The 25,715-nt window shown below is 49.1% G+C and carries 21 protein-coding genes; 12 read left to right on the top strand and 9 right to left on the bottom strand.

Annotation, left to right across the window (positions count from 1 at the left end; genetic code table 11):
• Positions 1-6 precede the first annotated feature (6 nt).
• Both ICC18_RS18720 and ICC18_RS18715 read right to left on the bottom strand, forming a co-directional pair.
• Positions 7-405, bottom strand: coding sequence for a PilZ domain-containing protein (locus ICC18_RS18720; protein ID WP_188175955.1), 399 nt, complete (start codon positions 403-405; stop codon positions 7-9).
• Between the two features lie 239 nt (positions 406-644).
• Positions 645-2,555, bottom strand: coding sequence for a DUF2264 domain-containing protein (locus ICC18_RS18715; RefSeq protein ID WP_188175954.1), 1,911 nt, complete (start codon positions 2,553-2,555; stop codon positions 645-647).
• Between the two features lie 203 nt (positions 2,556-2,758).
• Here ICC18_RS18715 and ICC18_RS18710 point away from each other — a divergent pair, with 203 nt between their 5' ends.
• The 8 genes from ICC18_RS18710 (at position 2,759) to ICC18_RS18675 (ending at position 15,492) form a co-directional block, all read left to right on the top strand.
• The gene (locus ICC18_RS18710; protein ID WP_188176059.1) at positions 2,759-3,682 is read left to right on the top strand and encodes a carbohydrate ABC transporter permease; all 924 of its coding nucleotides are present in this window, start codon (positions 2,759-2,761) and stop codon (positions 3,680-3,682) included.
• 17 nt (positions 3,683-3,699) lie between these two features.
• The gene (locus tag ICC18_RS18705) at positions 3,700-4,533 is read left to right on the top strand and encodes a carbohydrate ABC transporter permease (RefSeq protein WP_188175953.1); all 834 of its coding nucleotides are present in this window, start codon (positions 3,700-3,702) and stop codon (positions 4,531-4,533) included.
• A 124-nt stretch (positions 4,534-4,657) separates the two neighbouring features.
• Positions 4,658-6,484, top strand: a complete 1,827-nt coding sequence (locus tag ICC18_RS18700; RefSeq protein WP_223192682.1) for a sensor histidine kinase — start codon at positions 4,658-4,660, stop codon at positions 6,482-6,484.
• Positions 6,477-8,111: a response regulator transcription factor gene (locus ICC18_RS18695; protein WP_188175952.1), complete on the top strand. Its 1,635-nt coding sequence runs from the start codon at positions 6,477-6,479 to the stop codon at positions 8,109-8,111. The genes ICC18_RS18700 and ICC18_RS18695 overlap by 8 nt, the downstream gene beginning before the upstream one ends.
• Positions 8,112-8,375: 264 nt before the next feature.
• Positions 8,376-9,752 (top strand): ABC transporter substrate-binding protein, encoded by a 1,377-nt coding sequence (locus tag ICC18_RS18690; RefSeq protein ID WP_188175951.1) that lies wholly within the window; start codon positions 8,376-8,378, stop codon positions 9,750-9,752.
• Between the two features lie 72 nt (positions 9,753-9,824).
• The gene (locus ICC18_RS18685) at positions 9,825-11,846 is read left to right on the top strand and encodes a beta-galactosidase (protein ID WP_188176057.1); all 2,022 of its coding nucleotides are present in this window, start codon (positions 9,825-9,827) and stop codon (positions 11,844-11,846) included.
• A gap of 3 nt (positions 11,847-11,849) precedes the next feature.
• Positions 11,850-13,736 carry a heparinase II/III domain-containing protein gene (locus ICC18_RS18680; protein WP_188175950.1) on the top strand — a complete coding sequence of 629 codons (1,887 nt, stop codon included), beginning with the start codon at positions 11,850-11,852 and terminating at the stop codon, positions 13,734-13,736.
• Between the two features lie 628 nt (positions 13,737-14,364).
• Entirely contained in the window at positions 14,365-15,492 is a 1,128-nt protein-coding gene (locus ICC18_RS18675) for a glycoside hydrolase family 88 protein (RefSeq protein WP_188175949.1), read from the top strand.
• Between the two features lie 316 nt (positions 15,493-15,808).
• Here ICC18_RS18675 and ICC18_RS18670 read toward each other — a convergent pair whose 3' ends face one another.
• Positions 15,809-16,054: a TfoX/Sxy family DNA transformation protein gene (locus ICC18_RS18670; protein WP_188175948.1), complete on the bottom strand. Its 246-nt coding sequence runs from the start codon at positions 16,052-16,054 to the stop codon at positions 15,809-15,811.
• A 10-nt stretch (positions 16,055-16,064) separates the two neighbouring features.
• Positions 16,065-17,027 carry a helix-turn-helix transcriptional regulator gene (locus tag ICC18_RS18665; RefSeq protein ID WP_188175947.1) on the bottom strand — a complete coding sequence of 321 codons (963 nt, stop codon included), beginning with the start codon at positions 17,025-17,027 and terminating at the stop codon, positions 16,065-16,067.
• A 114-nt stretch (positions 17,028-17,141) separates the two neighbouring features.
• On the opposite strand from ICC18_RS18665, the gene ICC18_RS18660 reads away from it, so the two are divergent.
• On the top strand, positions 17,142-17,438 hold the full coding sequence (locus tag ICC18_RS18660) for a hypothetical protein (RefSeq protein ID WP_188175946.1): 297 nt from the start codon (positions 17,142-17,144) through the stop codon (positions 17,436-17,438).
• Positions 17,439-17,523: 85 nt separating this feature from the next.
• Here the strand turns inward: ICC18_RS18660 and ICC18_RS18655 are convergent, their stop codons facing one another.
• The 3 genes from ICC18_RS18655 to ICC18_RS18645 all read right to left on the bottom strand — a co-directional run bounded on the left by ICC18_RS18655 (position 17,524) and on the right by ICC18_RS18645 (position 19,665).
• A complete protein-coding gene (locus ICC18_RS18655) occupies positions 17,524-18,102 on the bottom strand; it encodes a YitT family protein (RefSeq protein ID WP_188175945.1) in 579 nt (192 codons plus the stop codon).
• A gap of 106 nt (positions 18,103-18,208) precedes the next feature.
• The gene (locus ICC18_RS18650) at positions 18,209-18,727 is read right to left on the bottom strand and encodes a YhcN/YlaJ family sporulation lipoprotein (RefSeq protein WP_188175944.1); all 519 of its coding nucleotides are present in this window, start codon (positions 18,725-18,727) and stop codon (positions 18,209-18,211) included.
• A gap of 77 nt (positions 18,728-18,804) precedes the next feature.
• Complete coding sequence (locus ICC18_RS18645) at positions 18,805-19,665, bottom strand: DUF421 domain-containing protein (RefSeq protein ID WP_188175943.1); 861 nt, start codon at positions 19,663-19,665, stop codon at positions 18,805-18,807.
• A 376-nt stretch (positions 19,666-20,041) separates the two neighbouring features.
• On the opposite strand from ICC18_RS18645, the gene desA reads away from it, so the two are divergent.
• Positions 20,042-21,085 (top strand): Delta(5) desaturase DesA, encoded by a 1,044-nt coding sequence (gene desA / locus ICC18_RS18640; RefSeq protein ID WP_188175942.1) that lies wholly within the window; start codon positions 20,042-20,044, stop codon positions 21,083-21,085.
• 183 nt (positions 21,086-21,268) lie between these two features.
• On the opposite strand, the gene ICC18_RS18635 is transcribed toward desA, so the two are convergent.
• The gene (locus tag ICC18_RS18635; RefSeq protein WP_188175941.1) at positions 21,269-21,880 is read right to left on the bottom strand and encodes a flavin reductase family protein; all 612 of its coding nucleotides are present in this window, start codon (positions 21,878-21,880) and stop codon (positions 21,269-21,271) included.
• 1,050 nt (positions 21,881-22,930) lie between these two features.
• On the bottom strand, positions 22,931-23,590 hold the full coding sequence (locus tag ICC18_RS18630) for an SIMPL domain-containing protein (RefSeq protein ID WP_188175940.1): 660 nt from the start codon (positions 23,588-23,590) through the stop codon (positions 22,931-22,933).
• Between the two features lie 336 nt (positions 23,591-23,926).
• Here ICC18_RS18630 and ICC18_RS18625 point away from each other — a divergent pair, with 336 nt between their 5' ends.
• On the top strand, positions 23,927-24,463 hold the full coding sequence (locus tag ICC18_RS18625; RefSeq protein WP_188175939.1) for a C40 family peptidase: 537 nt from the start codon (positions 23,927-23,929) through the stop codon (positions 24,461-24,463).
• A gap of 163 nt (positions 24,464-24,626) precedes the next feature.
• Positions 24,627-25,571, top strand: coding sequence for a DMT family transporter (locus tag ICC18_RS18620; protein ID WP_188175938.1), 945 nt, complete (start codon positions 24,627-24,629; stop codon positions 25,569-25,571).
• Positions 25,572-25,715 lie beyond the last annotated feature (144 nt).

Genomic DNA, 25,715 nt, shown 5'->3' with positions numbered 1-25,715 from the left:
GAGGGTTCATTTTTTTTCCATCATTCGATGTTTGATTTCCATACGATTGATGACTCTTACAAGCTCTGCTTCCTGATCCTCACTAACATAAACGAAGTTTAATCCATGATAATAATTGCCTTCGTTCATTTGTCGTTGGAAGACCACATAACCATAAAGTGTATATGTTTTATCCAGCAATTCGATTGTAATCTTGTATATGATTTTCGGATCGATCGGCAATGTAATGGTAGATTGAAGTTTCATGCCACTCGCACTTATATCGATGACTTGTATGAGGGCAGGCTTTGAATTGATGATCCGATCACCATAACTGTAAATGCTGAACTCTGCAATTTTTGTATTTCTAAATATAGAACGAAAAAAACGCCTCTTCTCCAATTTGCCTTTACCGCCTTTACCCATAAAATTCTTTTGAATTAATAGTATGGTATAAAGGTCGCGGAGTATCGCGAAAGGTGTCGGGGGAGTTTTGGAACTATTTGTCTATTCGAGCTTCAAAAAGGGAACAAGGACACCGTTCGCTAATAACGACGCTCTAGACGCTAAATCGAGACAGTTCATGCAGGAGCTGCAGCAGGATTCGCGCGCATACTAATACAAACAGCCGCCCGAGGATAAGAAACCCTCGGGCGGCTGTTTATTTATAACGCGCGGCGGAACAAAAGCTCGCCGCCCGCCTGCGCATACACGCGAAGCTCGCCCGCGCTCGCTTCCGCAACGGGAGCAGCCTCCCAAGCGGCTGCTCGCCACATGGCGTCGCCGCGAACCGCCGGCTCGCCGAACACACCGTTGACCAGCCACGCCACGCCTGGCTGGATCGACGTCCGCACGGTCGGAATCACCGTGCGGGGATGCATCAAGTTCGTGTTGGCGTTCGGCTGGATCAGCTCGACCGAGCCTCCGCCTAACACGCACTTGATGCCGCTCGCGCCCAGCGCGTTGACCGCCGCGACGGCCTGCTCCGCATGGCGCGTCTCGAGCGTGCCGGTCGGCTGGCGGCCGCTGTCGATGCCGAGGGCGAAGCCGCCCTCGGCGGCATCCAATCTTCGAGCCGTGTCGATGCGGTGCACGCGGATATGCCAAGGCGTGCCGGGCACCAGCCACGTCTGCACGTCCACGTTGGCCCACGGCTTCCAGCGCGCGTAGACGACGCCTTCCTCGATCCGTGTCTCGACGCTGGAGCGCTTGACGCGGTACAGATTGTCGCCTTCGCTCAGCGCCAGCATCGAATCGAAGGCGCCCTGTGCCAGTCCCCACTCGGCGCGGGGGACGCTAAAGCCGAAGAAGGTCGAGTAGACGAACTTCTCGTACTTGGCCGAGGTGTGCGTATGCTCGTTCGTCGCCGGATGCCCTGAGTTAAAGGCGAGCACATGCGGCGTTCTCGCCCTAGTCCCTGATTCGCCCTCTATCCCCGCCAAAGGTTGTCTGCACATGACAAGGTGCGGCGCTTTCTGTACCGCCACCTCATCCAGCTGAAGCAGCGGCAGCTCCTCCGCCGCCCAGAACGGATGCTCGTCCGGCAGCGCGAGCAGCAGGAATGTTTTCATCGCCCAGTACGGCGAGCCGGGCGAGTTATAGTTCTCGGCCATGACCAGATTCGGGTACGCGTACCCGATGGTCAACACGCCGTCAGCCTGAAAGATCGGCTGCGCAAACCACCAGCGCAGATTCCGCAGGACAAGCCCCTTCATCACGCCGAGCGGGAAGGGCTCCACGCCTGCAAAGACGAGCGCACTCCAGAATGCCGACTGAGAGAAGCGGTACGCCAAGCTCCGGCCATAAGGCAGCGAGCTGCCGTCTTCGGCGAACCAGTGAATAAACTGCTGGGCAAAAAGGGCAGCCCGTTCTCTATAAATCATCGTTCTCTCCGGATCCTCTTCTTCCATAAACACGGCATAGATTAACGCATAATAATGAATAGCAAAAGGCACGTAGTAGTCACTATGGCCGCCTACGCCATCGGCATACCAGCCGTCTTCGAGATAAAAGCGCTCGATTTGAACAAGAATTTCCTCGATCAGCTCCCGGCTGTAAGCCAATCCGGCTTTTTTGAAGCCCAGCTGCACCATCACGCGGAAGAACAGCCAGTTGCAGTCATACAGATGATGATCGTTGATCTGGCTCAGCCAATCCACCAGCCTTCCAAGCTCCTGATCACTGAGCCTCTCCCGAAGCTGTCCCGGCACCAAAGCCATCGTTAAACCGAAGGCAGCCATTTCCACCAGCCGTTGGTCGTAATGATTCACGTCTCCCCAATATTCTTCATGGGAGGGGTTAGTCCCGTTTTTGATCCCTTCTATATATACATCCCACAGGTCACTGTCGCCTCCGCCTGCGAGCAGAGGAGCAAGCCCCCACAAAATGCGTGAAAATCCCTCAAACCCCGCGACTTCATCCGTATAGCTGGTTCCCGTATTTCCAATGTACAATCGGGCAGAGCCCTTGCTGTAATGGGGTTTCAGCGGATCCGTCAGCTCGGCGAATGCGCGAGCCAAATCTTCTTTATCCCGCAGCGGATTGCGGGTAATCGGCAGCTCCCAACCTTTTGTCATCGTAAGTAGACCTCCATGTCTTCATAGGCTATGACCCGATTATACGGAAAGTCAGGCAGGATGTATCGCGATTTGGCCAAGTAGTCAAAATAGGAGACGGAAAAATCAAAATAACGTTATGGTTCTGCATCGCCGTTTCTCTATAATGAGTCCATACAGTAGCACAAACATCACGATTATGAGGTGAAGAAGCCGTGAATACAATGACACAAACGCTTACGAAAGCTAAAGTTCGACATAAAAAAGGAGCGCTGCGCCGGCAGGAAAGCCTCGCCGGATTTCTCTTCGTATCCCCGATGCTGATCGGAGTCACCATATTAACCTTGCTGCCGATCATCGCTACGTTCGTTCTTAGTTTCGCTGATTGGAACTTCGTAGCAGGCCTAAAGGGATTAAAGTGGGTGGGGGCGGATAACTTTACGAAGCTGTTCAACGACGATGTTTTCATCAAATCCTTGAGCAACAACATGATTTTCTTGCTCACCGTGCCAGTTTACATGATAATCTCACTTGTTCTGGCTATTTTGATTAACAAATACGTCTACTGGAAAAGCTTTTTTAAAGTCGCTTTCTTCATGCCTTACATTTCCAGCACAGTTGCTGTAGCCATCGTATGGATGGTTCTGTTCCATCCCTCTGCAGGTCCTGTCAATCAGTTCCTGATGTCGATCGGGATTCAGAATCCGCCGAAATGGCTCGCTGATCCTTCCTTTGCTTTATCATCGGTCATGATGATTTCAGTGTGGGTTTCCATCGGTTTTAACATGATTATTTACTTGGCCGGCTTACAATCGATTCCCAAAGATCTCTATGAAGCTGCCGAAATCGACGGTGCTGGCGCCTGGGTTCGATTTACCCGTATTACGTTCCCGATCCTATCGCCAACATCGTTCTTCTTACTCGTTACAGGGATTATTTCTACGTTCAAAGTGTTTGATCTGATTGCCGTTACAACGTCAGGCGGACCATTAAACTCTACAAGCATGATTGTTTGGAACTTGTATGACACAGCATTCATTAATTTGCGTGTTGGTTATGCTTCATCTATGGCTGTTGTTTTGTTCGCCCTTGTTTTAGCTATTACGGTTCTGCAATGGTTCGGCCAGAAAAAATGGGTTAATTATTAATAAAGGGGGATACACAAATGAAGGAACCATTAAAGCTATCCAAGATCATCGCAACCATCGTCTTGTTCATCATTTCGCTGTTATTCCTTCTTCCTTTTTTCTGGATGGTATCGACATCATTCAAAGTGGAAACAGATGTATTTAAATATCCGATTGAATGGATTCCAACGCAATGGAACGCGATTGCCAATTACAAAACGGTGTGGTTCGGGAAAGCAGCCTTTTATCTCTACTATTTGAACTCTATTAAAGTATCCGTTATTACAACGTTTATCTCATGTATAGTTTCTGCATTGGCAGCCTATGGCTTTTCCAAAATCGATTTTCCAGCAGGCAAATGGCTGTTCTTGATCGTTCTTGCTACTTACATGGTGCCGTCTCAAGCGATTTTGATCCCGCAGTTTATTTTGTATCGGAACATCGGCTTGTTCGATAATCACTTTGGTCTTATCCTTCTTGGCTGCTTCAGCGTTCTGGGGACCTTCATGCTGCGCCAATTTTTCATGGGCATTCACAACGAATTCATTGAATCGGCCAAAATCGATGGCGCCGGCCACTGGACCATCTTCTGGAAAATTGCGTTCCCGCTGGTTCGCCCCGCGGTGGCGACGTATGCGATTCTGCGTTTTATTTGGACATGGAACGACTACCAAAACCCACTCATTTTCTTGCGTACCGATAAATTGTACACGATCCCGCTGGCGATACAGAAGTTCGCATCCCTGAACGGGGAATTCTACTCCCTGATCATGGCGGGCGCGGTCTCCGCGATTGTTCCGCTTTTGATCATTTTCCTAATCGGACAGAAGAGTGTCATTGAAGGCATTGCAACGGGTGGCGTTAAAGGGTAATAAGTGGCATCCCGCTGCCGTTATCCAATCGACCGCATATATACTATAATGATAAGAAGAGGGAGACGCTGTTTCTTCCTCTTTTGGCGTATCATTTAAGCGGTAGAAGGGAGGCTGACTTCAGTTGAAAAGCAAATTATCCATGACCTCATTTCGCGGCAAGCTGATAGCCGCCTCGATTGTTTGTATTCTCATTCCAACGTTAGTGACGCTGGTCGTATATAACTATTTAACGCGTGACGCGGTAAAAGATCAGGCCGTATCCAACGCGCAGCAGACATTGCAGCTGGTGGACGGTCATGTGACGAATACACTGAAACACATGTTATATCTGATGAATTACTTCCAGGTGGAGCAGTCCGGCATCGGCCAGACGTTTAAGCAGTTCATATCCGGTGACTGGGGTACAGCCAATCCTGCGTATGAGGAATACAAAGCTCGGGCTGACATCATGACCAAGATTGAAAGCGTAACGGCAGCTGGAGAACCGAGTTATCTAACCATCCTTTTGAGTAATGGCACGTATTTTATGAACTACCGTAAAGATGATGATTTCGACCCGGTGCTTCTGATAACTAAGCCTTGGATCACGAAGGTACAAGGTTTTCAGGGCCTTGATTCGTATTGGGTAGGTGTCACGCCAACCGAGTTTCGCCGGGATAAGGCGACAAGTCCCTATCAACTCACTGCCGTCCGGCAGTTGGATAGCCGTAGTCGAACCGGGGTTATTGTCGTAACCATTATGGAAAGGCAGATCGGCAATTATTTCCGGGAAGTGTCGGCCGTCCAAGGGCAAGAAGTCATGCTGCTCGACGGGAACGACCAAATTATCTCCCATGCGGATATCAACCAAATCGGCACGAGTTTCCCTTATTTGAAACAATTAAATAAGCAGGAAGACAATATTGTTCAGATTGACGGCAAGAATTATTTGATCTCCAAGCGAGTTCTAGCGGTGAACGGCTGGAAGCTCGTCTCGTTAATCCCTTATAGCACTGCTGTTTCCAAGATTAATTCGATTTTCGAAAATGTGTTCACCTTCCAGCTCATTTCGTTCATCCTTTTTTTCATCCTGTTAATGGTGGCGATTCGTGCCTTTACGAAGCCATTGCTCAAGCTCGACAAAGTCGCGACTTCGGTGCAAAAAGGAGAGCTGCATTTGCGCAGCTCGATTCGCGGCCAGGACGAGATCGGCCGACTCGGCAAATCGTTCGACCAGATGCTGGATCGGATCTCGGACATGATTATTGAAGTGACGCGGACGCAAGCGCGCAAGCGTAAGGCGGAGCTGGATATGCTGCAGGCGCAGATTAATCCGCATTTCCTCTTCAATGTACTGAACTCCATTCGGATGAAGGTGCTGGGCAAAGGAGACCGGGAAAGTGCAGAGATGATCGCTTCACTCTCGAAGCTGCTGCGTATGACGATTCAAGATCAAGGCAACATCCCCCTACATGATGAGGTGGATACCGTTATTGACTATATGAAACTGATGAATATGCGGCAAAAAGATAAGGTCGATCTAGAGATCGACATTGATAACGATGTATTTCTGGAGCAGGTGCCGCGGTTTTTCCTTCAGCCGATCATTGAGAATGCGCTTATTCATGGCTTGAATCAACAGGCGGGGACGATTCAATTGAATGCGCACGCCGAAGCTGACCATATCCGTATTTGTATCCGGGACAGCGGCCAAGGGATGGATCAGGCAACCTTGGAGCGGCTTCGCAGCAAGCTTGCCATGCATACGGACGAAATGCTTCTTGCAGAGCCTGAGAAGAAGAAAGGCTTTTCCAGCATCGGACTTCAGAATGTGAATGAACGGATGCGCATGACGTTCGGCGATGCGTTCCTTATGCAGGTCGATAGCGAAATAGGAGCGGGAACCGCAGTTACGCTAATCATTCCTAAGCAAATGCAAGAGCAAGAGGAGGTGCATGAAGATGTATAAAGTCATGCTTGTAGACGATGATTACCCGGTACTGGAGCTATTGTCCGGCGCCATTGACTGGAATAAGCTCGGTATGGAAGTGACGGGGTTATATGAAAACGGTGCGGTTGCGCTTGAAGCCGCGAATCACGACATGCCGGATATCGTCGTCACGGATATCGGGATGCCGCGCATGAACGGGCTGGAGCTCATTCGCGAGCTGAAGGAAAAGCATCCGCGCATTCGCGTCGCGATTCTTTCTTGCCACAGCGAGTTTCAATTTGCACAGCAAGCGATGAAGCTCAATGTGCAGGATTATTTGCTTAAGGATACGCTGGATCCTGAGGATCTGGAAAAGCTGCTGCTGCAGTTCCGGACAAGTCTCGACGAGGAGAGCAGCACGCTGAGCAGGCAGAATGAGCTGCGGCAACTCGTAGACCGCAATCGGGAGCACCATAAGGAAAGCTTCCTCCGAGCGACGATTCATGAACCCGTGCTGAGCGCGGAAGCTTGGATGAAGGAGGCGGAGTCCTTCGGACTCGGGCTCAAGGGACGGAGCTGCCTGCCCGTGGCTTGTTATATCGACGGTCAGCGGCTCGCGAGACAACGCTTTGTGAGTGATGATGTGCTGCGCTTCGCGCTCAACAACATTATGGAGGAAGTGCTGCGCGGCGAGGAGCCGGGGGCGGTTCATTTTGCCTACGACGTACTGCGCTCGTTCATTTTCATTCCATCGGTCAGCGGGATCAAGACGAATCCTTACGATCTGGCGATTCCACTTCTTATGAAGCTTCAAGCGATGGTGGAGAAAACGCTCAAGATCCGAATTTCTTTTATCATCGGACGGATCTGTACGACGCCTTCGGAATTAAAGCAAGAGTTGAACGAAATTCTGGGCGCTTACGGACAGCGCTTCTATATGAAGGCCAAAACGATCGAGAAAAAAGAAGCAGTGACTTACTCCGGCAAGGATCTGTTCGCCGTCTACGACGAGGCGGTCAGCGCTTTGCGCGAGATGCTGATCGAGGGCAACCCGGACAAGGTTCAGCCCATGGTCAGTCACTGGGTCGCATACCTGAACGATCAACGGTTCCCGCCCGAGACGGTCAAGGACTGGATTCTGAAGCTTGTGCTGGATTTAAAGCTCAAGCTGAAGAGCATGCAGCTGTTCCGGAATCATTTTTCCGTCGAAATTTTGCACAGGGAACTGCTCGAAATGGACACGCTGGAGGAGATGGGCGAGTGGATGGTTCATTTCTTCACGTCGTTCTTTGTCGTTGCCGGAGAAGTGAAGGTGCTGAGCAAGCGGCCTGAAGTGCTGGATGCGTGCCAGTATGTCTCACTCCATTTGAACAAGAAGATCTCTCTGGATGAAGTGGCGGAGCAGCTCTTTTTGAACCCGAGTTATTTCAGCCGTTTGTTTAAAAAGGAGACAGGCGAGACGTTCATCGAATACGTCAACCGCATGAAAGTGGAGCGGGCCAAGGAGCTTTTGGATCAGACCAATTTGTCCGTCGCCAAGATCTGCGAGTCGCTTGGGTATGATAATCATAGCTATTTTATCAAAATGTTCAAAACGGTCGCAGGCGTCACGCCGCAAGAATACCGCGGATTATCGGAAACAAGAGAACAACGCGCCGAAAAGTGAGATAAACCTCTACCCTACCCCACAAAGTGAAGTGATGCTTCGATGCAAATTCCGAATACTTTGCGGGGACCCCAATTTGGGGAAGGTTTATTCGCCAATAAGAATTTCGTTTTCCGACCCATCGGAAACTTAAATAAATTCTTATGTGGTAAAAATAACGTCGAATGTGGTCAAGATCGCGTCATCCTTTCGTTTGGACCTCTTGCTATAATGAGGTTGTTCATAGAGAAAGCGCTTTAGAAAACAAAAAACGGAGGGGCATATATGAAAAGAAAACTACTCACAGGACTTGTATGCGGAGCTGTGACGATCGGTTTGTTGGCTGGCTGCGGAGGCGCTAAACCCGAAGCGACGACGGCACCGGCAGGTACTGCTGCGGCGAAGAAAGATCCGGTCACCATCAAGTTCTACGCTTACGGCAGTGAATCACAGCAGAACTGGAGCAAGATCATTGAAGGTTTCCAAGGAAAATATCCGAACGTTAAGGTTGATCTCGTTAATCTAAGCGAAAAAGGCGACACGCAGGAATATTTCAAAAAGCTGGACCTTTCCGCAGCATCCGGCGAAGATATGGACGTTATGATGTTCAGTGAAGCAGGCGCGTACGCACAGCGCGTAGCACTTGGCATGGTGGCACCTCTGGACGATTTCATTGCCAAAGAAGGCTTTAAAGAGCCGGAAGAATATAAAGTGGATACGCAGCTGAACGGCAAGTACTATGCGCTTCCCGGCAAGTTCAACCCTTGGTACGTAATGCTGAATAAAGATCATTTGAAAGAAGCGGGTCTTGAAGTTCCGAAAGAGTGGACTTGGGATCAATTCCAGGATTATGCGAAAAAGCTGACCAAAGGCGAAGGCGCTGCTAAGCGTTACGGCACTTACTTCCATGGTCCTCAAGGCGGCGGTTGGTTAGAGTTTGCCCGTCTGCAAATGGCGAATCAGGCGGATGGCGCGGATTACTTGAAAACGGACGGCACGTCCAACTTAAGCAGCCCGCTGTTCCGCAAATCGATTGAGATGCGCTATAGCATGGAGAAAGTTGATAAATCTTCTACGCCTTACGCAGATATGATTTCACAAAAGCTGCACTACCGTCCGCAATTTTTCAACCAAAGCGCAAGTATGGTTGTAATCGGAAGCTGGATGAACTCCGAGCTTGGCGGTACCGAGCAATATCCGCTTAAATTCGATGTAGCTGTCGCTCCATTCCCTAAAAACAGCGCGTCCGACCAAGGCGGCTACTCCATGGTGACAACAGACTTCTACGCGGTTTCCGCTAAAGCGAAACACCCGCAAGAAGCATACAACTTCGTTCGTTACCTGACTACTGACGGCATGCTTGTTCAAGGCAAGTACGTACCATCTTGGTCGAAAGTAAAGAACGATCAGCTCACGGCTATCGTGGATACGATTCTGAAAGGCACCAAAAACCCTGAGAAAGTCGACAAAGCCTCTTTGATCGCAGTGCTCACGAATGCCAAAGCGTCCAAGCTGGTTCCTCCGACTTCTTACCAAGCGGATGTGTACAAAGTTATCAACGAAGAGTACGAGAAGCTGATTCTGGATAAACAAAACCTTGATACTATGGTTAAAAACACGCAAGAGCGCGCGCAAAAGCTTATTGACGGCGCTAAAAAATAATAAAGCTTAAAGGGCATAGAGAGGACTCCGGTTCTCTCTATTTCTCAATCTGGGAGAAAGCGGGATTGAATGATGATCAATACCAAACTTCCGACCATCTGGTATGGCGGAGACTATAATCCGGATCAGTGGCCGGAGCAGATTTGGCATGAAGATATGGAGCTGTTTCAAAAAGCGGGCATTAACGTAGTTACGTTACCCGTGTTCAGCTGGGCTAAGCTGCAGCCATCGGAGGACGAGTATACATTCGAATGGCTCGATAAAATCCTTGATTTAATTGCCGCGAATGGGATTTACGCCTGTTTGGCTACTTCAACTGCAGCGCAGCCGGCATGGATGTCGCGTAAATACCCGGAAGTGCTGCCTGTCGATATCGACGGGCGCAAGCGGACGCACGGATCGCGGGTGAACTTTTGTCCAAACAGCAAGGTGTATCGTGAGTTTTCGGTGCGGCTGGCTGCCAAGTTGGCTGAGCGCTACCACGAGCATCCCTCGCTGCTGATCTGGCATATTGGCAATGAGTATGGGCCTCATTGTTATTGCGGTCAATGTGCGGCTGAGTTTCGCGTGTGGTTGCAGGAAAAATACGGGACGATTGAAGAATTAAATAAGCAATGGAATATGAGTTTCTGGGGGCATACCGTTTACGATTGGGCAGACATCGTGCCGCCTACGAATCTGAATGGCGATAATCGCTGCTTCCAGAGCATGACGTTAGATTATAAAAGATTCATGTCCGATTCCATCCTCGCCTGTTATCAGGGTGAGTATAACGCAGTGAAACGGATCACGCCGGACATTCCGGTGACGACGAACATCTGGGGACTGTTCAATGGGCTTGATCTGCACAAGTGGGGGCAGCACATGGACGTCGTCTCGTGGGACAGCTACCCGCAGATGAACGAGCCGATGAGCAACGTCGCGCTGCGCCACGACTACATGCGCGGACTAAAGAATGGGCAGCCGTTCATGCTGATGGAACAGACGCCGAGCCAGCAGAACTGGCAGCCTTACAATAGCTTGAAACGCCCAGGCGTGATGCGGCTGTGGAGCTATCAGGCCGTGGCGCGGGGCGCGGACACGGTCATGTTCTTCCAGCTCCGGCGGTCTTTCGGAGCTTGCGAGAAGTACCACGGCGCGGTCATCGAGCATGTGGGTCACGAGGATACGCGCGTGTTTCGCGAATGCGCTCAGCTCGGCGCGGAGCTGAAGGAACTGGGCGACACGCTGCTCGATTCGCGGTTGGCATCCAAGGTGGCGCTGCTGTTCGACATCGACACGTGGAACGCGGTCGAAATTACGAGCGGCCCTAGCGTTGATCTGGATTATGCGAAGCAAGCGCAGAAGTATTACAAAGCGTTCTACGATCAGAACGTCGGCGTCAATGTAATCAGTCCGCTCAGCGACTTGTCGGGGTATGACATTGTCGCCGCGCCGGTATTTTACATGCTGAAGCCAGGCGTCGCGGACCGGGTGAAGGCGTTCGTCCGTGCAGGCGGCACGTTCGTGACGACGTTCTTCAGCGGCATCGTCAACGAGAACGACCTTGTCACCCTAGGCGGCTATCCCGGGGAGCTTCGCGACCTTCTCGGTATATGGGTCGAGGAGATCGACAGTCTGCCGCCGGAGATGAAGAACCGCATCGTCATGGCGGCTCCCGGGTTTGGGCATCTTGCGGGCGAGTACGCGTGCGGTCTGCTTTGCGATCTGCTGCATGTGGAGAGCGCTAAGCCGCTTGCGGTATACGGCGACGATTTCTACGCAGGCATGCCGGTTTTGACGGAGAACGCCTTTGGCCAAGGCAAGGCGTACTATGTGGCGGCCGACGCGGAGGAGCGGTTCGTCGCGGATTTGTGCCGGACGCTCTGCGAGCAGAGCGGGGTTGCCGCTCCATTCCGCGCAGATAGCGGAGTTGAGCTGACGCAGCGGCATAAGGGTAGTCGTACGTTTACATTCGTGCTTAATCATAACAAGGACAAGGCTAACGTATATGTGGATAGGAAGTATCGCGATCTTTTAAGTAAGAGAGAGATTGCTCCGGCTGGAGCCGTGGAAGTGGAGGCCTACGGAGTTCTCATTTTGGAAGAGGTGTGAGGCATGAACGAGGCGATGAACGCCGCTGAGCTTCAGCTGAGGCTGTCTGACGTGAAGCTGAGTCCTTCAGGGCTGTTGTTCGGCGATTCCGATCCGGAACAGGTTCGGAAGAGGCTGATAGATTCAGATGAAAGTCGGACATTGGTTGCAGAGATTCGCCAAGAAGCGGAAGTTTTGCTACAGGAAAGCATGCCGGAGCTGACCTATTTGCTCTTCCGTCTTTTTGCGGAGACGGGCTCGCGCAGCGAGTACGAGCGGGTTTATTTCCGGAGGCGAAAGCGGTTGACCGCGTTTGGGTTGATGGCGTGGCTAGAGCCTGAGAGCGAAGTATATACGGAGGCTTTGCGGGAAGTAATCTGGTCGATCCTCGATGAATACACGTGGTGTTTACCGGCACATATTTTGCATGGGCCGGAGATGCTGGTGGCCGAGGGCACGCTGAGGAACGCAGAGACTGACGCACTGACGATTGATTTGTTCGCTGCCGAGACGGCGTTCGCGCTAAGCGAGATTGCAGCACTCCACGGGGATGCGCTGCCTCTGCTGCTGCGCGCGCGCATCCGGGCCGAAGTGCTGCGCCGCGTACTGCGGCCGTTTGCAACGCAGTCTCCCTTCGGTTGGGAGACGGCTACGCACAACTGGGCCTCCGTTTGCGGCGGCTCGATTGCGGCGGCAGCGATCTACACGCTGCCGGATGAAGAGGAGCTCGCTGCCGTGCTGGGGCGAGCGTTCCCCGCGCTGGCTTCTTACCTGCGCGGCTTCGAAGCTGACGGTGCATGTACCGAAGGCTACATGTACTGGCAGTACGGGTTCGGCTTCTTCGTCTACGCTGCCGATCTGATTAAGCGCCGCACGGGTGGCGCGGTGGATTGGTTTGCCGACGACAAGGTGCGTGAGATCGCCTTGTTCCAGCAGAAATGCTTCATGGATGGCAGGCACGTAGTGAATTTCTCCGATTCTCTCGGAGAAGCGGGTATTTTCATGGGGCTCAGCAGCTATTTGAAGCGCTTGTACCCCGAAGTGGAAATGCCGGAAGCCTCGCTGCGAGCCGGTTTCAATGATGACCACTGCAGCCGGTGGGCGCCGGCAGTGCGCAATTTGCTGTGGCTTGGCGAAGAGGCGGGAAGCGGGGCAGGGTGGACATCGGCTACGTACTATTTACCGGATGCGCAGTGGCTTGTTTCCCGGCAAGTGCGCACTGATGGCGAAGGCAGCTATGTATTTGCCGCCAAAGGCGGGCATAACGATGAGCCGCATAATCATAACGATATCGGGCAATTCATGTTGTATGCGGGCGGCGAGGCGCTTTTAACCGATTTGGGTAGCGGACAATATACACGGGAATATTTTGGCGCCGGGCGCTACGATATATTGTGCAACGGTGCGCAAGGGCACTCGGTGCCGGTGGTTAATGGGCGGTATCAACGGGCGGGCGCCCAGGCACGTGCGGAGTTAATGGATTACAGCTCAACTGGCGAGCGAGATGTTTTTCATATTGAATTTTCCAGCGCTTATGCGGAAGAGACGCTTCAAATTTTGCGAAGACGGTTCATATGGAACAAATCAGAGCTTCCCTATCTTGAACTTATCGATACTTTTGAATTCTCGGAAGCTCCTGACGCGATTAGCGAACGTTTTATGAGCTGGCATCGACCTGAACAGGCGGAGGACGGGCGCGTTCGGATAGGAACCGATGCCGAAGCTGCTGTGGCGCTTTATATCGATTATGATCCGGATAAGCTGGGTTGGCGCGTTGAGAAGCTGCTGCATATCGACCATTTTGGCAAGCAAGTGGAGTGTTATGCCTTGGATTTCAGCTCTAAGCAGCTGCCTGTGAAAGGACAGTCTCTGAGCGTAGAGGCAGTATTTACTTTTACATTTAGCGATTGATAGGACAATATGATTGGGCCTGACCCATGTTAGACGGTGCTCGAAGTATACAATGGGGTTCGATCACCATGTAGCATTCCAATGAGCGCGACCGGGATTTGCACGCGTTGGAGACCCAGATTCACTATTCTTAGTATGCTGGTTGGAGTTGGAACCGAAGTCAGACTAATCAGCGTCAATCGTTCGTAAATTACGACTTAAGAGGCGCTGAATTGAGGGAGAAACACGTACAGAATGGAATTAAGAACAAAGTACCAAAAATAACGAACATCGTTCGTAAATTATGGAATTTTGTTCTCTAGAGCCGTATTTTTATGATTCGGAACAAAAATAGCGACCAAGCATACGCAATCAGCGTCCTTTGTTCTTTGTTTCCGCAACGAAAATAGCGACCAAACATACGCAATCAGAGTTCTTTGTTCGGTTGTTCGGACAAGACCGCCGTTATGCAGCGATATCACGCGCATCCGTGCCGCGTTCGGCTTCAGATCAATGTTCGGCGAACGGCTAAGCAGCGCACAACAAGGTTAGGTCGTTATTCAGCCCCATAATGCGCGTGGGATTCACGTTTGTTGGCGTCGTGGCCTTCGAGAGAAAGTACAATTAAATCAAATAGGAAGTGGCAGAGATGAATTTAGAAAAAGATTGGGCGCAGCAAGCCTGGGAGAAAACTGTCGCCAAAGTTGGAAGAACAAGCAAGCGGATCGGTGACGGCTTCCCGCATGCGAGCGTGGGAGGGACGTACAAGCTGGAGCCTGCATATTGGTGGACGGCCGGGTTCTGGCCGGGATTGTTATGGCTCTTGTATAGGGACACGAAGGACGAGGCATTGAAGCAGCTGGCAGAGTCCTGCGAGCAGCAGCTCGATCAGGTCATCGCCGATTACTACAAGCTGGATCATGATATCGGCTTCATGTGGACACTAACAAGCGTCGCGCGCTATAAGCTGCTCGGCGCGGAAGACTCTAAGCGCCGCGGCCTGCTCGCGGCGAACCTGCTGGCTGCACGGTTCAACGTGCAGGGCAATTACATCCGCGCCTGGAACCCTTGGCGCGAAGGTGAAGACAACTCCGGCTGGGCCATCATCGACTGCATGATGAACCTGCCGCTGCTCCACTGGGCCTCCAAGGTAACCGGAGACCCGCGGTACAAGCACATCGCCGTTCGGCATGCCGATATGGCGGCGGAGCACTTCATCCGTCCGGATGGCTCCGTCAATCATATCGTGATCTTCGATCCGCACACCGGCGAGAAGCTCGAAGTGAACGGCGGCCAGGGCTTCGCCCCTGAGTCCGCCTGGTCCCGCGGCACGGCGTGGGCGATCTACGGCATGGCGCTAAGCCATCATCACACGGGTGATGAGCGATACCTGCATGCCGCCAAGCGCGCAGCGCATTTTTTCATGGCCAATTTGCCGGACGACGCCGTCCCGCATTGGGATTTCCGTCTGCCGGAAGGCATCCCGGCATACCGCGACTCGTCCGCAGGCGCTTGTGCCGCCTGCGGCCTGCTGCTGCTCGCCGAGCAGGTGAGCGGGCAGGAAGCGTCCCTCTACCGCCAGGCGGGAGAGCGCATCCTGCACTCGCTTTATGCGAACTACGGCGCGTGGGATTCCGAGACGGAAGAAGGCTTGATCCTGCACGGCACAAGCCATTATCCCGAGGGCAAGAACATCGACGTCCCGCTGATCTACGGGGATTATTATTTTGTGGAAGGCTTGTCCCGTCTGCTGGGACATGGCGAGCTTTTCTGGTAGTCACCAAGGGGTATCCTCGAGGGTCGTTAAACCTGGAAGGATACCCCTTGATTATTTAGTGGGCCCAGCCATTGGAAAATGTACAGTAAAATTGGCCATTTGCGCCGCGATTACGACAGAACATTGGAATTTATGCAGTCAACTCGCCAATTTTGCCGGTGGAACCAGCATTATTGGGTGATTTTATTGGGCAAATTCCAATGGCGCATCTGATTGGAGCCGTAGTGAACAAACTCACTTACAATTTACACTGGGCGGTCGGGCAGGCGGCAGATAGGGTGACTAACGGTTGGGCCGAAGGTCTAGACGAAACCTTTCAAATTTCTCGCTTTAATTGCTCTTTGATTTCGGGTGCAAGTTCCAGCCAGTGAATGTCCCAAAGCGCAGCTTCTAGAGCATAAAGAGCGAGTAAGCTGATTTTATCCGGATAAAGAGATTTCAATCTCCTGTAAGCTTCAACGGATCCGATGCGGTTCAAATCATCATAGCCGTTAACGCCGATTTCGCGTAACCAGGGCTCCGTTTTCGCCCCGATATTTTTGAGGTTCATCGATTTCTTCATATCGGCAAACTCACTCCTCTTCATAAATGGTTATCAGTTCGCGAAGCTGATCCCGGATCATCCTTCTTAGTTCCTGCGGCTCCTCCACGATCGCATCCCCCCTGCAACTGACAAAAAATGAGGCCGCCCAAGTCATATATCCGGAAGAAATCCTTCTGCTTATGTATCCGCTTCCGTCTTCCTTCACGGTCAGTCCACTGCCAAGCCAAGCATCATTACTGCATAGGAGCACACCACGTCGCGTTAACTGGACTTTCAACTCAAATTCCGCTACATTCTCCTCTCGCTCCTGATCCTTACTGAACCAATCGGCGATAAGCAGCTTATCGTGATTCTTCCTCATCGTTTGGTCCGGGCTGTCTGTAACCGACAGGATCCGATCCGCCCGAAACAAGCGATACTCACTGCTGCGAAAATCGTAAGCAGGGCAGTACCATTTTCCGTTCATGGCATAGAGGCCTATTAGTTGTATGTTTCTTTCCCTGCGTCCAGTTTCCGATTCGTAAGAGATGCGAAGTACTCTCTGTTCAATGGCGCCTTCAAGCAAGGCAGGTAAATGAGCCGTTTCCCAGGTCTGAGCCGGAACCCAGAATAATAGCCGACGTTGGAGCTTGTCGATTCTCTCTTTGACGTCGTCCGGTAAAACGTGATAAAACTTCGCAAGCGCTGACTGCCAGTCCGACTCCATAGGTAAGGCGCGATAAAATTGGAGCGATTGACTTGCAAAGAAGAGAGCAACGGCTTCTTTTTCTGAAAATGAAATGGGAGGCAGCGTCCGCTCTTTTAATATTCGGTATCCTCCATGAACGCCAAGTTCCGCATAAAGAGGTACCCCCAGAGCGCTAAGCTCGTCAAGATCGCGCAGAACCGTCCTTCTGGTGACGCCGAACCTTTCTGCAAGCTCTTTAAGCGTAAACTTTTGTCGCGTATTCATCGTAAGCAGCAGTTCAATAAGCCTTTGAGTTTTGTTCATCAGCTTCACCTCATGCTAACTATAGCATAGAAAGGTGACAAGAATTGTCTACATTCGGTGTTAAAGTGAGCTTGTAAGTGACTTAATCCTAATCAAACAAGGAGATGAATGAACATGAAGTTATGTATGGAAGTGGTGTCGTATCGATTGAAGCAGGAGGTGAGTACGGAAACCTTTATGGGGCATGTTAACCAGTTGCAAAAGGCGCTTAACGAGGTAACGGGTTTCGTAAAGCGTGAGGTTTTCTTCAATACAGAGAAGGGCGTCTGGGTAGAAATAGTTGAATGGGAAAGCCCGGAAGCAGCTAAACAAGGGGAAGCCAAAATCATGCAAGAGACCTTTATGGTTGAAGCCATGGCCCTGATTGATGAATCCACCATTCAAATGCATATGGTGAAGCAAGTTGTATAATCTAATCAAGGACAGTTTATATCCATTGGATTGGATACCGATCAGCAACGTCGAAAGGCCCTATCGGCCTTTCGGCGAATAAAGGTCACTCCATCGTACACAAACTTGTCGCTATCCCTCCTGCTGTTATCGTGATGATGGATAGAAGGAATGTATCTGCTGATAGCAGTAATCCTCCAAGACTAACGATCAATCCATCAATAATAAAAATAAGAATGCCGACATTGAGGGGAATGATTTTCGTTAGAAATTGGGCGAGCAGGTCGGTTCCGCCTGTGCTGGTTTTATATTTTAACATGATGCCAATACCGGTGCCTACGATAAATCCCCCAATAAGAGCACTGAAAAATGGGGACATTTTCACATAAAAAAGAAATATATCCTGGAACTTCTCCAATAAATCTATGATGAAAGACGAAATCAATAACCCATGAACGCTGTTGTAGAGCATATCGCGGTAATAAAACCATGCTAGTGTAAAGATAGGGATACTGCATAAGAACATGACAAGACTCACTTTGGTTCCGAATAAATAGTTGATTATTAGCGCTACACCAATTACGCCGCCATCCAAAATCTCAAAAGGCATCAGAAAAAAATTGATACCGATTGAGATACATAAACTACCAATTACGATAGCAGCTATTTTATGTACCGAAAACAAATAAACCAGCTCCTAGAAAGGCATGTCTGATTTATATGCTCATAAAAGGAAAAGAATCCCAACTTGTCTTATTTCGAAGTCGGGATTCTTTTTTACGTCCAAAAGATTATCTCGCATTAGGAAAAATACGTTGGACCATATCATTAAATTGCTCAAAAAAACCGGCAACAGGTCTTCCTTGCCCTACATCCGCGACATAAGTATTGACACGATCAACAAATTCGGGATTCGTAGATACGTATACATTTTGGATATTCGGGTCGGTTGATTTGACTTGCTGGGCGATTTGATTCTCCAGATCCGGAGTAAGCTGAGTCTGATTGGTGTCCACCCCTGCTGCCACATAGGCGTTTCGTCTAGTGACAAGAACATTCGCCTGCCTGATTCCGTTAAGCTGAGTAAGTTTGTCTGCTGCTTGTTGTGCGACTTGAACACGATTATCGTTGTTTCCATTCGCTTGGTCTTGATCTTGATTTCGATCCTGCTGAATATGAGTTCCTTGTTGTGTTCCTTGTTGCCTTACCTGATCATCATTTGCATTATTCACCGTACATCCTGTAGCAATCATCATACATGCAGAGAATAACAAGGCAGTTCCTTTTATCTTACGCTTTTTCGAAAACATCTTCCTCTAACACCTCCAATCAATATGATTTTAGTATGCTAATTACGGTCATATTCAATTCACATTTTTCGCTTTTCCTAACGAGCAAGTAATGGTTTAACGTTCGCAATCACGTTTTCAAGCTCTTTTGAGCATTTTTCATATAGTTGCTTTGATTTTTCATTTTTCGTAGAGAGTCCAAACATCTCCAAATCAGCTTCACATTTCTTTAATTGAGCCAATAAAGACGCTTTTTGTTGGGGTTCGGGAACCTTAATCTTGTCATCGAATAGATCCACATACAATTGCCCGTAAGAATCGACTTGTCCCAAATACACATTCTCGACAGTAACCCCCAGCTTATCCAGTTCAGTATGGAGCCATTCCCGATTAAGTCCGATAGCCGCGAGCGGCTCGTCCATCTGATTTCCATCCATAATGACTGTCTGCGGTTCATGCATCTGTCCGACTTTAATGCCCAGATGGGCAGGAGTTAAAGGTAGATATTCTTTTTTGACAAGTACATTGATATCTCCACTTGGTTCCATAACCGCAAACTCGACATTGGCTGCTTGGAATACATTCTTCGAACGCAACTTTTCTAACAATTCATCGGAGGTAAGTCTTTCTTTTTTCAAATTATCTTCAAGAACTTTACCATCTTTAATAAGTATCGTTCCTTTGCCGTCAATCCAATCTCGTGCCGTTTTGCTTTTAAGCTGCAAAAACTCAATGCCTAATGAGACAAGTACCCAGACGGACAATGAGACTAGACCCAAATACCAAGTCGCCTCCATATCCAGCGAAATGTATGCTGCAAGACTGCCGATGGTAATGCCGGTAATGTATTCGAAAAAAGATAGCTCGGATACTTGCCTTTTGCCTAAAAGCTTGGTCATTAAAAAAAGAGTAACCACTGCAAATAATGTTCGTAATCCAATTTCTAGCCAATCGGGCATAGGCCTAAACCTCCATTTCGTTTATTGACTATATAGATTATTGACGATTGAACGGAGATTTAATGGTATGAAATAAAGGTCTTAAACCCCTTATTTGCTAGTGTTGTTTTTCGTTATACCGATCCGGAAGATGCTGCCCGGCATTTATTAATGAACGTTTGCTCATTTGAAGGACTAACCGCTCTGGAGAACGTCTAAGAATTATTCTATTAAAATGACTTATATTTCATTTTACAAAAAGAGAATTCGCCCGTATGATGAGAAGGTCGTGATCTCGTATAAAGTGCCGTGGGAACCTTTTCATTATTGCGGCGTAATACATCAAGATAACTGCAAATAAGATCCGACTTGTATCGGAAGAGGGAGTATTATAAGAATGACTTATGAGGAAAAAGGCGGGTGGCGTTCCGACGTCGCGCCTTACGAAAGACCACATATGAAGCACAGTGTGTGGCAAATGATTAATACACTGGTACCATTTTTCCTACTCTGGTATTTCGCTTATCTGAGTCTTTCAATCTCTTTCTGGTTGACTCTTCCTCTGACGATTGTCGCAGGCGGATTCCTGGTACGGATTTTTATTATATTTCATGATTGCTGTCACAAATCTTTTTTCAAAAACAAAATAGCGAACGAGCTTGTAGGGACCATCACCGGCATACTGACATTCGTCCCTTACCATCAATGGCGATATACGCATTCTGTTCATCACGCTTCCAGCGGGAACTTGGACCGTAGAGGCGTAGGGGATATTTGGACGCTAACCGTGGAAGAATATATGTCGTCATCGCTGCCGCGCAGATTGTATTATCGATTGTATCGCAATCCCGCAGTCATGTTTCTCATCGGCCCGATCTACATTTTCCTGATCGATTACCGGTTTAACCGCAAGCGTGCTTCGGTCAAAGAGCGCATGAATACGTATATCACCAATTTAAGTATCGCGGGAACGATAGCATTGCTGTGCTGGGCGATCGGCTGGCAATCCTTCCTGTTGGTTCACGGACCGATTTTCCTGGTTTCGGGCATGGCGGGAATCTGGCTTTTCTATGTGCAGCATCAATTCGAGGAAACGTATTATGAGAATGAAGAAGAATGGGATTATGTGAAAGCAGCCATGCATGGAAGCTCGTTCTACAAGCTGCCGAGAATCCTCCACTGGATCACGGGAAATATCGGCTTTCACCACATTCATCATCTAAGTCCTCGTGTTCCCAACTATTACCTGGAAAAGGTTCATAATAAAAATGCGGTACTACGTGATGTACAGACGATAACGTTATGGACTAGCCTGCAATCCCTAAAGTTCCAGATCTGGAACGAGGAAACGAAAAAGTTCATTGGGTTCAAAGATCTCAAAAATCTCAAACGTTTTGCTTCAGTGAAGAAGCCAGCCATCTCCATAAAAGCTGATTCATGAAAAAAAGCTGTCGCCTTAGTAGCTTGTCTACTTTGGGGGCAGCTTTTTCATTTCGGCTGAATGGCGGCTAAGTATAACGTCCCAAAAGGGCGTTATGGTTCGACGGTCTCATCAAAACCAAAAGGGCTGGACGCGGTAGCTTAGCTGCTTAGGAGTCAGCCCTTCTTTGCATTTTCACATTAGTTATGTCTCCGACCTAAACGTCTTCCCAAGCTCTCCGCCTAAACCGAAATAGTGGCGGAAATTGTAGATGAGCGGACTCCAGGCGGATGGATCGATATGGCGGTCGCCAAGGACGATAGGTTCATACGCATGAACCTTGAGCGCTCCTGTCTCAATAATGGCAAATGAAGCGTCCTCGGAAGCCATTTGGATATGCAGCACTCTTGCCTCAATCTGTAAGGGGCATTCCGCGATGCGCTGCGGCTTAACGGTCATTGAAGGGAGCGGAGAAAGTCCGGCGGCGCTGAACTTGTCCTTTTCATGCTTGTACTGGCCCTGCTTCGCAACCGGAACAGGATCGCAGCCCGTGAGTGGGGCAAGCCGCTCGACGTGCTGCCAGAGCGAAGGATCGGGCAGGTTTATGACGCATTCTTCCCAGCGTTGCAAGTTCATCAGCGCTTTGCCGCCGGCGCCAAGTCCAAGCACAATGCGCTGACCAAGTGCCCATGCCGAGGACATGGGGGTCAGATTGGTCGTTTCATCTTCGTTCAGCGTTGATAACAGGACGACTGGCGTCCCGAAATATAGGATACTGGGCTGGACTTCGCGTATGCGGAATTGTTGTTGATTCATGGTTTAATCACCTCATAGCGAGTATACAGGCCTACATATTCGATCGGGATCGAATGATGGATGAGGTCGGTTGTCTTTTGAAGCCGAACCCGCGCCGAACCCGACACCGAACCCGACACCGAACCCGAACAAAGAACAAAGGTCGCTGTTTCTCATGGTTATTCGTTATTTTCGCTGGAACCGCCCAAATACAGCTCGAGAGAACTATATTCCATAATTTACGAACCATGTTCGTTATATAGGGTACTTTATTCTCAATTAGATCAAGTTCGTGTTTTCCACTCATTTTTATCGTCTTTAGAGTCTTTATTTGCGAACGCTCGACGCTATTAAAGCAGTTTCCGTATGAGCCGGCCCTAGTCCGCGCAATTGATGCCCGCAGATGCAGCACCCGAGATACCGCAACTGTATCCGCCCCGGCATCCCGCAACTGTATCCCGCCCTAGGCACTCACCTGGTTATTCCCTCCATGGGCATCCGGTCCCGACAACCAGCCACCGGCATCCCCCGCCCGTTTTCCTAGCCAAAAAGCACAAACAAGTGAAAAGGTATTCCATTGTTGCAAGCGCTTCAGGAAGGAACGATGTAGCTATAACTTCGACGAAGAATCAAATGAGGGGGCCCATAGATGGAGGTAAATGCACAAGTGGCGGAACAGGTGAATCGGCGCGTTCAAGTCGGTAAAGGCAGAAGCTTTCTACGAACGCTCAAGTAGAAGCATGGGAAGGTTTCGATCAGCAAACCAAACAGAACTGGATGAAAGCTTTGACAGATACGACGGTCAATCTATTGAACCTCCCGCCGGATAAAGTGACGTGATTCTTAAAGAGAATCCGGTAGCGAATTGGGCCCAAGCGGGAGTACCGGCAACAGACCCGGACTTCCTGGAAAAAAGCCGAAAGACGGAACGGTAAACAGAGCGTACCGTACAAAAGCACCCGGTTTCTATTAGAGAGAATTTCGATATTCAAAGAAGGAAATGATATGAGAAATAAGCTTAATCAGACAGCACACCTGCTGCTCCGATTAAGCTTATTTTTATTGCTGTATTCAAAAGTAAGAGTACTTAGCCTTTAGGGCAGCAGAAATTTTCAATTCGCCCGGCTCGATCGGAGTGGCCGCACTCTTTACATAAACTCCAGTCTGATAAGGAATTGGCTCTGGCGCGTGCGATTCTTCCTGAATTTGAAGCGGATTATGAATCAGCGTAACACCCAAAGTTTTGGCTATGGTAAAGGCTTTATTTTCGGCATTTTTAATGGCTAATGTGAGGGCATGATTATAATGGGTTTCCGGGTGTGCCGATATAAATTGAATATTTGAGATCGAATTTGCACCTTGGGAAACAGCCGTATCGACAACAAGGCCTGTTAGTTCTATTTTATCTATTGTGACTTGTAGCAGGTGGGTGACTTGATAGCCTTTTAAGATTTGTTTCCCTTCTTCATAATCAAACCGGATGTCGATTCTGTAAGTGACAGTTTGAATATGTTCTTTTGGAATGGTTAGTTTTACCAAGGCATCGATGATATTGGACAAAATTTTTGCATTTTCAGCTTGAGCTTTGCTGAGACTAACATCTTCTGTTACTGCGCCTAGTACGATAGTGGATTTGTCGGGAGCTGCCGAAACTGTCCCTTCTCCTGTGACCTCAATGATGTGCCGGTTTTGGTTAAAAGGAGACGGATACATGGGTCCGGGATAATACATATGCCAACAACCCTTTCTTTGCGTATGGACTATAAAACAATGTTATTTATGTTCGACTGCTAATATTCCTTGTCGTCTGCATACAACCTATAAAAACTAAACATCATACCTTAACTGTTCAAACAGAAGACCGGCCAGGGGGCTGCTTCTTTATTCGTTTTCGCTGTCAAGGTTAGAATTCTCAGACAATTCTCATCAAATTCTAAGAATTCCTGAATATGCTAGGCAGGGCTTGGCTTTCTTCCATCACCGGTAAATATTAGGAAATCTGATATATGTTAACGTAATATCAGGTGCAACGCCTAACAATACGATCCATAAGGAGGAAATCCAATCATGACTTTTATGAAGAAGAGCCGCCTTGGCAAATCGTTAGTGGGGATAAGCCTTAGCCTTTCCTTATTGACTTCAGGAAGTATGTTATTCAATCCGCAATCCGCTCATGCCGATACGATTTCCGCTGATGCAACAGCTGCTTATAGTGCAACAAGTTCGAGCCGGGCCGACCGGATCATCCGTACAGCCGAATCCTATAAAGGCAAAGTCAGATATGCATTTGGCGTAAGAGATACGCGGCGTTTAATTCTCGATTGCTCTGCTTTTACACAGATGGTTTTTAAACAAAATGGGATCTCGATACCTTGGGGCTCAAAAGCGCAGGCTAAAATGGGCACTCGCATTTCGAGTAAATCAAATTTGAGTAAAGGCGATCTGGTTATGTTTAGTGTAAGCAAACCAGGCCGTATTAATCATGTCGGCATCTATATCGGCAATGGCAAATTCATCAGCAACACAGCCAGCTCCGGTGTCGTCGTCAGGGATATGTACTCCGGATACTGGAAAGATCGTTTCATTACAGGACGTCGTTTGTAAACAAAGGGCCCCGTGTTCCATATCCTTGAGGATGATATGGGTTCAGGGGTCTTTTTGGTATTAAGTGGTACCATAAAAACGTGTCATAAACGGATCTTTCGCAAACCACTTTGCATTTGTTACAGTTTACATCAACAAATGCATAAGAGGTGAAACTTTTGACATGATGAAACATCGTTACTACGCTTATTTAGAATTAACCATGGCCGCTATTCTCATAGGCAGCTCCGTTGTGGCCGGCAAGCTGATGACCATGCAGCTGCCCGTCTTTTTATCGCAAACGGCCAGTTTGGCGATCGCCCTGGTGCTTTTAATCCCGATCTTGCTGCTCGCGAACCGTAAGAGTTTGATCAAGGTAGGGAAGAGGGATGCACTCATCCTGCTTCTGCAGGCGTTTCTTGGCATGTTTCTTTTTCGCGTGCTCATGCTATACGGTTTAAGATACGCTTCCGCTGCCGAAAGCGGCATCGTAACCAGCTTGACTCCCGCGGCAATTGCGCTGCTATCATTCGCCATATTAAAGGAAAAACTGACGGCACGCCTAACACTCGGCATCGGCTGTTCACTGTTCGGAATAGTAGTCATCCAGGCACCCGGTTGGCTGATGTCGGCATCCGTGGCGCAATCCAATGACTCCTACATAGGTATTCTGCTGATCTTGTTGGCTGTGATCGGGGAGGCGATGCTGACCATATTGCGGAAAAAGACATCAAGCGGCGTTTCCCCCTTGCTCGGAACGACCTATATCACATTTTTTTCTTTTCTGATGTTTTTGCCGTTTTCGATTGTGGAGGCTTGGCAGTTCGACTTCGATCAAGTAGGGGGAGGGGAAATCGGACTTCTGCTGTATTATGGTATTTTCGTCACTGTCGGCGGTTATATTTTATGGTTCCGCGGGGTATCGAATCTACCGGCCAGTACGGCAGCCGTATACACGGGATGTATTCCGGTCAGTACGCTTTTGCTTTCCTATGCGGTGCTGCATGAGCCATTCTCGTTCGCCCATGTTGCGGGAGTAGGCTTTGTTTTTATGGGAATCCTGTTAATCTCCGATTTTCGGAATCTTAAGGGGTCAAGTAAATCAGCAGCTCCTTCTACGACTTTCTAGCATCCCCGTACATTCAAACTTTATCAATTGTCAAAAATAGGACAATATACCTATGAGGATATACCCGCGAGGATTATTTTAATTTATAGTATTATTAATTTATTAATAATTATATTAATTATTAATTTTTCTGTAATTTGTAAG

The sequence above is a fragment of the Paenibacillus sedimenti genome, from assembly GCF_014534655.1.
Classification (GTDB): Bacteria; Bacillota; Bacilli; order Paenibacillales; family NBRC-103111; genus Paenibacillus_E; species Paenibacillus_E sedimenti.
The sequence above is the reverse complement of the archived record's forward strand: the minus strand, read 5'-3'. Positions and strand labels throughout refer to the sequence as shown.

What these genes read in the sequence shown, in the direction of transcription:
- ICC18_RS18720 (WP_188175955.1), bottom strand. Translation starts at nt 405, where the DNA reads ATGGGTAAAGGCGGTAAAGGCAAATTGGAGAAGAGGCGTTTTTTTCGT.
- ICC18_RS18715 (WP_188175954.1), bottom strand. Translation starts at nt 2,555, where the DNA reads ATGACAAAAGGTTGGGAGCTGCCGATTACCCGCAATCCGCTGCGGGAT.
- ICC18_RS18710 (WP_188176059.1), top strand. Translation starts at nt 2,759, where the DNA reads ATGACACAAACGCTTACGAAAGCTAAAGTTCGACATAAAAAAGGAGCG.
- ICC18_RS18705 (WP_188175953.1), top strand. Translation starts at nt 3,700, where the DNA reads ATGAAGGAACCATTAAAGCTATCCAAGATCATCGCAACCATCGTCTTG.
- ICC18_RS18695 (WP_188175952.1), top strand. Translation starts at nt 6,477, where the DNA reads ATGTATAAAGTCATGCTTGTAGACGATGATTACCCGGTACTGGAGCTA.
- ICC18_RS18690 (WP_188175951.1), top strand. Translation starts at nt 8,376, where the DNA reads ATGAAAAGAAAACTACTCACAGGACTTGTATGCGGAGCTGTGACGATC.
- ICC18_RS18685 (WP_188176057.1), top strand. Translation starts at nt 9,825, where the DNA reads ATGATCAATACCAAACTTCCGACCATCTGGTATGGCGGAGACTATAAT.
- ICC18_RS18680 (WP_188175950.1), top strand. Translation starts at nt 11,850, where the DNA reads ATGAACGAGGCGATGAACGCCGCTGAGCTTCAGCTGAGGCTGTCTGAC.
- ICC18_RS18675 (WP_188175949.1), top strand. Translation starts at nt 14,365, where the DNA reads ATGAATTTAGAAAAAGATTGGGCGCAGCAAGCCTGGGAGAAAACTGTC.
- ICC18_RS18670 (WP_188175948.1), bottom strand. Translation starts at nt 16,054, where the DNA reads ATGAAGAAATCGATGAACCTCAAAAATATCGGGGCGAAAACGGAGCCC.
- ICC18_RS18665 (WP_188175947.1), bottom strand. Translation starts at nt 17,027, where the DNA reads ATGAACAAAACTCAAAGGCTTATTGAACTGCTGCTTACGATGAATACG.
- ICC18_RS18660 (WP_188175946.1), top strand. Translation starts at nt 17,142, where the DNA reads ATGAAGTTATGTATGGAAGTGGTGTCGTATCGATTGAAGCAGGAGGTG.
- ICC18_RS18650 (WP_188175944.1), bottom strand. Translation starts at nt 18,727, where the DNA reads ATGTTTTCGAAAAAGCGTAAGATAAAAGGAACTGCCTTGTTATTCTCT.
- ICC18_RS18645 (WP_188175943.1), bottom strand. Translation starts at nt 19,665, where the DNA reads ATGCCCGATTGGCTAGAAATTGGATTACGAACATTATTTGCAGTGGTT.
- desA (WP_188175942.1), top strand. Translation starts at nt 20,042, where the DNA reads ATGACTTATGAGGAAAAAGGCGGGTGGCGTTCCGACGTCGCGCCTTAC.
- ICC18_RS18635 (WP_188175941.1), bottom strand. Translation starts at nt 21,880, where the DNA reads ATGAATCAACAACAATTCCGCATACGCGAAGTCCAGCCCAGTATCCTA.
- ICC18_RS18630 (WP_188175940.1), bottom strand. Translation starts at nt 23,590, where the DNA reads ATGTATTATCCCGGACCCATGTATCCGTCTCCTTTTAACCAAAACCGG.
- ICC18_RS18625 (WP_188175939.1), top strand. Translation starts at nt 23,927, where the DNA reads ATGACTTTTATGAAGAAGAGCCGCCTTGGCAAATCGTTAGTGGGGATA.
- ICC18_RS18620 (WP_188175938.1), top strand. Translation starts at nt 24,627, where the DNA reads ATGATGAAACATCGTTACTACGCTTATTTAGAATTAACCATGGCCGCT.